Origin of the sequence: Streptomyces sp. Isolate_45 (assembly GCF_024721315.2) — a bacterium.
Classification (GTDB): domain Bacteria; phylum Actinomycetota; class Actinomycetes; order Streptomycetales; family Streptomycetaceae; genus Streptomyces.
The window spans coordinates 1-588 of sequence record NZ_JANFAK020000397.1; the positions used below are offsets into that span (position 1 = coordinate 1).

Below are 588 nucleotides of genomic sequence, written 5' to 3' on the forward strand. Positions count from 1 at the left end.
CGCGGGCGCGGGCGCGGGCGCGGGTGCGGGTGCGGGTGCGGGTGCGGGCGGGGCCGCGGGCGTGGGGGGTGGGGCGGGCTGCGTGCCGGGTGCGGTGCTCGGGGCGGGGGTGGTGGCGTCGGGTACCGGGGTGGGGGCGGCGGGGAGCGCGGGTGCGGTGCTCGGAGTGGGGGCGGCGGTGTCGGTTACCGGGGTGGGGGCGGGTGTCGGGGTCTCGGGTACCTGGGTGTTGGGCGACGGGGTGCTGGGCGCGGGGGTCCCGGGTGCGGGGACGCTGGGTACGGGGGCGATGGGTACGGGGGTGCCGGGTGTGGGGGTGTCGGAGATCCGGAAATCCGTGTCCGGTTCGACGGAGGCCACCCGGGGGTCGGCGGCGAGGGCGGCCGCGCGGGCCGCGGTGGTACGGACCGCGAAGCCGTTGAGGACGGTGTCGTAGACCGGCCCCACCCGGTCCCCGGCCTCCTCGGCCTCGGAGGCCAGGGCACGGGCCGGGGCGCGGGGGGTGGCGTCCTTGAGGACCACCACGTAGGAGGCGGTGGGCGCTTCGGGGCCGGCTGCGGCGGCGGGCGGCGGGAGCGCGGCGGCCGC

1 protein-coding gene is annotated in these 588 nt (G+C 81.0%); it reads right to left on the reverse strand.

The window, feature by feature from the left end:
* The coding region (locus NOD94_RS41285; RefSeq protein ID WP_281211375.1) for a protease inhibitor I9 family protein at positions 1-588 on the reverse strand (588 nt) is incomplete at both ends.